Raw genomic sequence first — 8046 nt, forward strand, 5'->3', positions numbered from 1 at the left:
CTTTTCTACCGCCCGGCTCGCGCAGGCCGCACGGATGCCTCCTCAGAGCTCTCGATGCCTTCCCATATCGATTCCCGCCGTTCGTCGGGCATGTCGTCCGTTGTTTCCTTCCGTCGCCATCCGTTGGCCCTGGCCTGTGCCGGCCTGGCCCTGGCTGCCAGCTTCGGCGCCGCCGCGCAGGACCACGCGCCGAGCGCGACCGCGCTGGACACGATCACCGTGACCGCCGAGCACCGCGAACAGAACCTGCAGGAAGTGCCGGTGTCGGTGGGCGTGGTGCAGGGCGAGCGCATGCGCGACTTCACCGCCGGCGGCGACGACACCCTGCTGGCGCTGTCCGGCCGCGTGCCGAGCCTGTATGCGGAAACCACCACCGGCCGCATTTTCCCGCGCTTCTACATCCGCGGCCTGGGCAACATCGACTTCTACCTGGGTGCCTCGCAGCCGGTGTCGATCATCCAGGACGACGTGGTGCTGGAACACGTGGTGCTGAAGTCCAACCCGGTCTATGACGTGGACCAGGTGGAAGTGCTGCGCGGCCCGCAGGGCTCGCTGTTCGGCCGCAACACCACCGCCGGCATCGTCAAGTTCGACACCCTCAAGCCGACCGACGAGTACACCGGCCGCGTCAGCGCCAGCTACGCCAGCTACAACAGCGTGTCGATCGACGGCGGCTTCGGTGGCCCGATCAATGACGTCGCGGCGTTCCGCGTGTCGGCCCTGTACCAGCACCGCGACGACTACGTCGACAACACCTACACCGGCCCCAGTGCCGATGGCACGGTCAGCCCGAAGAAGAATGCCATGGGCGGTTTCGACGACCGCAACGTGCGCGCGCAGCTGCTGCTCAAGCCCAGCGACCAGTTCTCGATCCTGGCCTCAGCCCACGCCCGCGACTACGACGGCACTTCGACCCTGTTCCTGCGCAACGCGCTGACCAAGGGCTCGAACCAGACCGACGTGCCGCGCGACAAGGTCGCCTACGACGAAGCCGACAACAACCCGCAGGCCTACAAGACCTACGGCGGCTCGGTGAAGGCGCGCTATGACTTCGGCGCGGTCGATTTCACTTCGATCACTGCCTACGAAACCACCTCTGGTTACAGCCGTGGCGACACCGACGGCGGCGCCGCAGTAAATTTCCCGGTCAACGGCGTGCCGAACGGCTACGGCCAGTCGATGGGCCAGATCCGCGATCTGGACCAGTGGACCCAGGAATTCCGCCTGGCCAGCCATGACGACAACGCCCTGCAGTGGCAGGCCGGCGCGTTCTACTTCAACGGCAGCGACACCACCGACTTCTACCAGCGCGCGTGGTTCCTGCAGGGCGCGGCCCGCAACCCGAACAACTGGGTGCGCCTGCGCAACAAGAACACCTCGTGGGCCGGTTTCGGCCAGATCAGCTACGCCTTCACCGACAAGTTCAGCATCACCGCCGGCCTGCGCCAGACCAAGGACGAGAAGCACACCCGCCTGCTGAAGACCGCTGACACCGCTGCGGGCGTGGTCACCTACAAGGGCCGTACGGACGTGAAGATGTCCGATACCACCCCGAGCTGGGACCTGAGCGCGATGTACCAGTTCAACCCGAACGTGAGCGTCTACGCGAAGGTGGCACGTGGCTTCCGCGGCCCGACCATCCAGGGCCGCTCGGCCGTGTTCAACGCCGACTTCACCACCGCCGATTCGGAAACGATCCTGTCGTGGGAAGCGGGCGTGAAGAGCAGCCTGTGGGACAACCGCCTGCGCCTGAACGCCACCGCCTTCACCTACACCGTCAACGACATCCAGCTCAACGGCAATGATTCGGACGGCAACGGCGTGCTGTTCAACGCCGACAAGGCCAAGGCCTACGGCTTTGAAGCCGACATGGAACTGCGCCCGATTCCGAACCTGACCCTGAGCGCCGGCCTGAGCCTGCTGCACAGCGAGATCCAGGACAAGCGCGTGTATGCGCAGGTCTGCGCGCTGAACGGCGCCGTGGTGTGCACCGTGAACGACCCGACCATCAAGGTCGGTGCGAACACCTTCGCCCAGATCGACGGCAACCCGCTGCCGAACGCGCCGAAGTACAACGTGAACTTCGCTGCGCGTTACGACTTCCCGGTCAGCGACGCCGGCACCATGTTCGTGTCCACCGACTGGAACAAGCAGGGTTACACCAGCTTCGTCCTGTACGACAGCAAGGAGTTCAACTCCAAGGGTGATTTCGAAGGCGGCCTGAAGCTGGGTTACTCCGGCAACTACGGTGCCTACGAAGTGGCGCTGTTCGCGCGCAACATCACCAACGAGAAGAACCTCAAGGGCGTGATCGAGAACTACATGGCCGCGGTCTACAACGAACCGCGTACCGTGGGTGTCTCGCTGAACATGAACTGGTAAGCACAGGTTCCATGCGGCACCCGGCAACGCCCCGCATCTGCGGGGCGTTGTCGTTTCCGCGACCTGCGTGCCATGACGGCGCGGATGCACATGCTATGGTCGCGCGCCGTGTTGAATGGATCTCGACCATGCTCAAGGCGCTGTACCAGGCCCACGCCGAACCCGCTGCCGCCCTCCCGCTGCAGGCGCGCTGCGAAGCGCAGGTGGTCAGCTGGCGCGGGGCGACCGCATCGATGGGGTACATCACGCCGTTCCCGCGCGAATCCAGTGGCACGCCGCCGCCGCGCTGGGTGGCCGACGCGAAGGCGGATGCGCGCAAGCACGTGCAGCACGGCCTGGATGAGGCAGGGCGCATCGTGTTCGAGCGCTGCCCGTCCGGCCGCATCGGCGTGTGGCTGCATGCGCCGGGTCGTCGCCAGTACCTCAGCTTCCATGACGCTGGCCGCATCAACGCCGCCTGGGAGTTCCGCGAGGAAGGAGGACGACTGCAGGCGCTGGACCTGGTGGACGAGGGCCGCGGCATCGACCGCACCTGCCACTGCGAAGGCGACCGCCTGCTGCGTGAAGTGATGTGCAACTAAAGCACGGCGGGGCGCACGTGGTGGTGCCAGGATGTCTACAGCTATGACGATGCCGGCCAGCTCGACCGCATCGTGCTGGAGTACCTGGACAAGAATGGCCGCGTTACCGGCCAGCGCCGCCTGCAGTACCAGCGGCCACGCCCGGGCGAGACGCTGGCGACGGTCACCGCCGGGGTCGAGCGGCTGCTGGTCGAGGCAATTACCGCAGCTGTCCCGCATCCCGCGCGATGAACCGCTGTACTGCCTGCTGCTGTGCTTCACCGAAAGCGACTTCACCGCGGCCTGGCCACCGTTCCTGGTGTGGGGCCGGCAGTCATACCGCGACGCGGTGCTGGCCCGTGGCGAGGATGTGGCGTACTACCTGTGGGCGCCGGATGAGATGCGCGGCGGGCAGGGCGATGCGGACGAATGCTGGTTCGATGACGAGGCGCTGGTCGAGGCCTGCAAGCACCATTCGCAGTACGTGGAGCTGCGCCGCAGCGACGTGTCGGCCAAACGGGTGCTGAAGAACGTCGCGGCCTGGCTGGACGCGCCCGAGCGCCGCGCGCTGCTCAACACCACCGATGATTTCGTGGTGGCCGTGGCCGTGGCCGACAACACGGGCAGCATCGATCCGCTGCCCGGTATGCACCGGGCGATCGGGCCGGAGCGCTGGGCCCGGTTGAAGGAGCGCGGTTACGTCTGAGCGACGGCGGCGGGGAAGCGTTGTGGACGTTCCCCGGTAGAGTCGACTGTCAGTCGACTGTCAGTCGACTGCTCTGGGCGCTGCAGAAGAGTTCCCGCGCTGCGGGCGATAGTCGACCAGCGGTCGACTCTACCCAGCCGGGATGCGCTGAGGATGGCGCCGGCACGAACCGGCGCCGTGCCATCAACGTGCCGGCAGCAAGGCCTTCAGGCGGGCTTCCAGCTCCTGCTGGCGCCAGCCGACCAGGGCGGCCGGCCACTGCCGGCGCTCCAGGTAGCTTTCCAGGTGCTTGCGCGAGGCCAGCACGCCGTCGGCCAGGCCCAGTTCGCGGCTGCGCTCGGCCACCGCATCCTGCAGCTTCTTCACCAGCTGCTTGTTGGTGTCGGTGGCCTGCATGGCCAGCGGCGCATCTGCTTCGTCGTCCAGCGGCGTCGACAGCGCCTGCCAGACCGCGCCGGCCAGCTTGCGCGGTGCCTTCGGGAACTGCTCGAACAGCTTGCCCAGCGCGGCCGCATCGGCCGGCGGCGTGCGCGCCAGGGTGGCGGCCAGTTCGTTGTCCAGGATCCAGCTGCGCGGGCGATCACTGCTGCGGGCCTGCACGTCACGCCAGCGCAGCAGGCGCAGCAGGCGGTGCTGGGCCGGTGCATCAAGGAACTGCGCCGCACGCATGGCCAGGTGCGGCCAGCGCTCTTCATCGTTGGCGACACTGGCCAGCAGGCGCTCTGCATCGTCGTGCAGCCACTGCTGGCGGCCCAGCGCCTGCAGCTTGCCGTCAATCGCATCATGCAGCGCGAACAGGTGCTCGACATCGTCGGCGGCGTACTGCAGCTGCGATTCGGACAGCGGCCGGCGCATCCAGTCCGACCGCGTCTCGCCCTTGGCCAGGGCGACGCCGGTGATTTCCTGCACCAGCTTCTGGTAGCCCATGCCGGCACCGATACCGGCCAACGCCGCGCCGATCTGGGTGTCGAACAGCGGCCGCGGCATCACCCCGCAGGTCCACTTGAAGGCCACCAGGTCTTCGCTGGCGCTGTGCATCACCTTGGTGATCGATTCGTCGGCCAGCCACGGCGCCAGCGCTTCGGGCATGCCGGGAATCAGCGGGTCGATCAGCAGGATGTCATCGCCGACGGCCATCTGCACCAGCGCAAGCTGCGGCCAGAAGGTGCGTTCACGGATGAATTCGGTGTCCAGGCCGATGCGGCTCGGGCGCTGCTGGCGGTAGGTGTCCAGCTCGGCGGGGGTGGTGATCCAGGTTGCCACGGGTCAGGGCCTACTACTCGGGTTTGCTCAGGCAGGGGAGAATAGCCTAACGTCGGTCCGCGTCCGTGTTGAAGGAGCTCCCGCTTGCGTTTTCCGCTGTCGTCCGCGCTGTGCACCGCCCTGGCCGTGGCCCTGGTCGGCTGCACACCGCCGCCTCCGGTGCCCGCCGACGGGGCCGGTGACGAGCGCCCGGCCCGGGAGCAGCCGGCACCGGCACCGGGGCAGGGCACGGTGACCATCGCCGATGACGATGCGGCCGAGGACATCCAGCAATGGACCCCGCCGCGGGTGGACCGGCAGCAGCGCAACCAGGCACAGCTGCGGCGTGCGGCCGAGCAGGCCTTCGCCCGCGACCACCTGTATGAGGATGCCGAGGCGGCCATTCCATTGTGGCTGGCCGTGCAGGAGGTTGATCCGGACGATCGCCAGGCCCGTGCCGGCCTGCAGCGTGCCCGGCGGCGCCTGCTGCAGCAGGCCGATGCGCTGCTGGCGCGGCCGCTGAAGCAGCGCGAAGCACTGGCCGAGGCCAGCCGCCAGGCGCTGGTGCTGCTGACCCTCGCGCCGAAGGACGAGAAAGTGCGCGTGCTGCAGGGTCGGGTCGAGACCGCGCAGCGCGTGGTGGCCTACAACCGTGCCGGTGAGGAGGACCTGCGTGCCGACCGCATCGGCGAAGACGGCGACGGTGCGATTCCCAATTTCCGTGAAGCCCTGGCCCTGGACGAGGACAACCAGCGTGCGCGGCAGGGCCTGGCTGCGGCCGAGAGCGGGCTGATCCGTCGTGCCGAGGACGCCGCGCGTGCGCGCGACTTCGCCAGTGCCGGTGCCTGGCTTGCCGAGGCCAGCAAAGTCCGCGATTCCTCGCCGACCATCGCTGATGCCTTCGAGCGCATCGAACAGATCCGCGCCGCCGCCCTGGTGCAGCTGCGCGACGGTGGCCTGCGCGACCTGACCACCCCGCAGGGCCTGAAGCCGGCGCGCGAGAAGCTGGCCGAAGCCCTGCGCATCGCCCTGCCGGGTGATCCGGTGGTTGCACAGCTGCGCGAGCGCATCGACCTGGCCACCCATTACGGCAGTTTCCGCCCGGGCCAGGTGTTCAGCGATGCGCTGCGTGACGGCGGCCGCGGCCCGCAGATGATCGTGGTGCCGCATGGCGGCTTCCAGATGGGCGCCGGCGATACCGAGCCCGGCGCCAGCGACGCCGAGCGGCCCTCGCACTACGTGCGCTTCGAGCGCGGCTTTGCGATGGCCATCACCGAGGTCACCGTGAGTGACTTCGAGCGCTACGTGAAGGCGACCAACGCCCGTCCGCGCGCGACGCGGCGTGGCCATTCGGTGGTCTATGACGAGCGCAGCGGCAACTTCATCCGCCGCAGCGGCGTGGACTGGCGCTCGGATTACGACGGCGGTCGGGCGATGGGCAATTCGCCGGTGATGCATGTGAGCGTGCGCGACGCCGAGAACTACGCCACCTGGCTGTCCGAGCAGACCGGGCGTTCCTACCGCCTGCCCAGCGAAGCCGAGTTCGAATACGCGATGCGTGGTGGCAACAGCGGCCGCTACCCCTGGGGCGATGCCGGCCTCCCACCGGAAGGCAACGGCAACTACACCGGCAGCCGCGACGTCTCGCCGTCGGGCCGGCACTGGCAGAACGCCTTCGTCGGCTATGGCGATGGCTGGTGGGGGCCGGCACCGGTGGCGACCTTCCAGGCCAATGCCTTCGGCCTGCATGACCTGTCCGGCAACCTCAGTGAATGGGTGGCCGATTGCTGGCACGCCAGCTACCGGCGCGCGCCGTCCGATGGTGCGGCCTGGTTCAACCCCGGCTGCCGCTCGCGGGTGATCCGCGGTGGCAACTGGGCCAATGCCCCGGAACAGACCCGCGCGGCCTGGCGCCAGTCGCAGGACTCGGACACCACCAGCGCGCGCATCGGCTTCCGCCTGGTGCGCGGCATCTGAGACGGGCCGGGCTTCACCCGCCATGGGCGGCGGCGCACTAAGATTGCGCCGTGCCCGCCGGCCGGCGGGGTCTGCTGGAAGACCTGTCGATGCGCAACGATCCCTTTTCCCGCTCGCCGCAACAGGGCCCGCGGCGCGGCCTGTTCGGCAACATCCGCTGGTGGGTGCTGCTGCTGGCGGCCGGCTACGCGGCGTTCTACTGGTTTTCCAACCGCACGGTCGACCCCTATACCGGCGAGAAGGTGCTGATCGACAGCACGCTGGATGCCAGCCAGGAAAAAGCGCTGGGCCTGCAGGCCTACCAGGAGATCCTGTCGCAGGAGCGGCCGCTGGATCCGAACGCGCAGATCTCGCGCGACATCCGTGCCATCGCGCAGCGGTTGATCGCCAAGGTGGACGTTGTGGAGACCGCGCTGGCGCAGGAGCACGGCGTACAGCCGGGGCATTTCTCGCGTGATTTCGACTGGGAGGTCAACGTCATCCAGTCCGACCAGGCCAACGCGTTCTGCCTGCCAGGCGGCAAGATGGCGGTGTACACCGGCCTGGTGCCGGTGGCGCGCACGACCGATGCGATGGCGGTGGTGATGGGCCATGAAATTGCCCATGCGCTGCTGCGCCATGGTGCACAGCGGATGGCGCAGCAGAAGCTGACGCAGATCGGCCAGGTGGCAGGCGCGGCGAGCGGCATGGATGCGCAGCAGCAACAGATGATGATGTCGGCGATGGGCTACGGTTATCTGCTGCCATATGCGCGCAGCCACGAGACCCAGGCCGATGAGGTGGGGCTGATGCTGGCGGCAGCGGCCTGTTTCGACCCGCGCGAGGCGGTGCCGTTGTGGGAACGGATGGGGCAGGCGAGTGGCGGACAGTCGCCGCCGGAGTTTTCCTCGACGCATCCCAACCCGGGTACCCGGATCCAGAACCTGCAGGCGCTGATGCCGAAGGCGCTGGAGTACCGGCAGAAGTTCTGCGAGCAGGCAAAGTAGGGTGGTGTTTGTTTTGCAGGGCTTGCAGCCCTGCACCTGCTGCAAGCCAGGGCAACGTCAAAAGCCGGCATTCCTTGGGATGGCGGGGTGGGTCCGGTTGAGGGGGACGCCGCGGGGCCCCCCCCCCCCCCCCCCCCCCCCCCCCCCCCCCCCCCCCCCCCCCCCCCCCCCCCCCCCCCCCCCCCCCCCCCCC

At 68.3% G+C, this 8046-nt stretch carries 6 protein-coding genes; 5 read left to right on the forward strand and 1 reads right to left on the reverse strand.

Translation table 11 applies throughout. The features are described from left to right. Nucleotides 1–54: 54 nt before the first annotated feature. From NQ204_RS14295 to NQ204_RS14305, 3 genes are all read left to right on the forward strand, one after another. A complete protein-coding gene (locus NQ204_RS14295) occupies nucleotides 55–2382 on the forward strand; it encodes a TonB-dependent receptor (RefSeq protein WP_256644212.1) in 2328 nt (775 codons plus the stop codon). A gap of 128 nt (nucleotides 2383–2510) precedes the next feature. Beyond that, complete coding sequence (locus tag NQ204_RS14300) at nucleotides 2511–2963, forward strand: hypothetical protein (RefSeq protein WP_256644213.1); 453 nt, start codon at nucleotides 2511–2513, stop codon at nucleotides 2961–2963. 94 nt (nucleotides 2964–3057) lie between these two features. Beyond that, a complete protein-coding gene (locus NQ204_RS14305; RefSeq protein WP_256644214.1) occupies nucleotides 3058–3648 on the forward strand; it encodes a hypothetical protein in 591 nt (196 codons plus the stop codon). Nucleotides 3649–3831: 183 nt separating this feature from the next. On the opposite strand, the gene rnd is transcribed toward NQ204_RS14305, so the two are convergent. Further along, nucleotides 3832–4911, reverse strand: a complete 1080-nt coding sequence (gene rnd, locus NQ204_RS14310; protein WP_116863061.1) for a ribonuclease D — start codon at nucleotides 4909–4911, stop codon at nucleotides 3832–3834. Between the two features lie 84 nt (nucleotides 4912–4995). Here rnd and NQ204_RS14315 point away from each other — a divergent pair, with 84 nt between their 5' ends. Both NQ204_RS14315 and NQ204_RS14320 read left to right on the forward strand, forming a co-directional pair. Further along, entirely contained in the window at nucleotides 4996–6867 is a 1872-nt protein-coding gene (locus NQ204_RS14315; RefSeq protein ID WP_116863062.1) for a formylglycine-generating enzyme family protein, read from the forward strand. Between the two features lie 89 nt (nucleotides 6868–6956). Then, the gene (locus NQ204_RS14320) at nucleotides 6957–7853 is read left to right on the forward strand and encodes a M48 family metallopeptidase (protein WP_108769401.1); all 897 of its coding nucleotides are present in this window, start codon (nucleotides 6957–6959) and stop codon (nucleotides 7851–7853) included. Nucleotides 7854–8046: the final 193 nt, after the last annotated feature.

It is taken from the genome of Stenotrophomonas testudinis (assembly GCF_024499815.1).
Taxonomy (GTDB): Bacteria; Pseudomonadota; Gammaproteobacteria; order Xanthomonadales; family Xanthomonadaceae; genus Stenotrophomonas.

Coding starts and splice junctions, on each gene's coding strand:
- NQ204_RS14320 (WP_108769401.1), top strand. CDS start 6,957: ATGCGCAACGATCCCTTTTCCCGCTCGCCGCAACAGGGCCCGCGGCGC.
- NQ204_RS14300 (WP_256644213.1), top strand. CDS start 2,511: ATGCTCAAGGCGCTGTACCAGGCCCACGCCGAACCCGCTGCCGCCCTC.
- NQ204_RS14295 (WP_256644212.1), top strand. CDS start 55: ATGCCTTCCCATATCGATTCCCGCCGTTCGTCGGGCATGTCGTCCGTT.
- NQ204_RS14305 (WP_256644214.1), top strand. CDS start 3,058: ATGGCCGCGTTACCGGCCAGCGCCGCCTGCAGTACCAGCGGCCACGCC.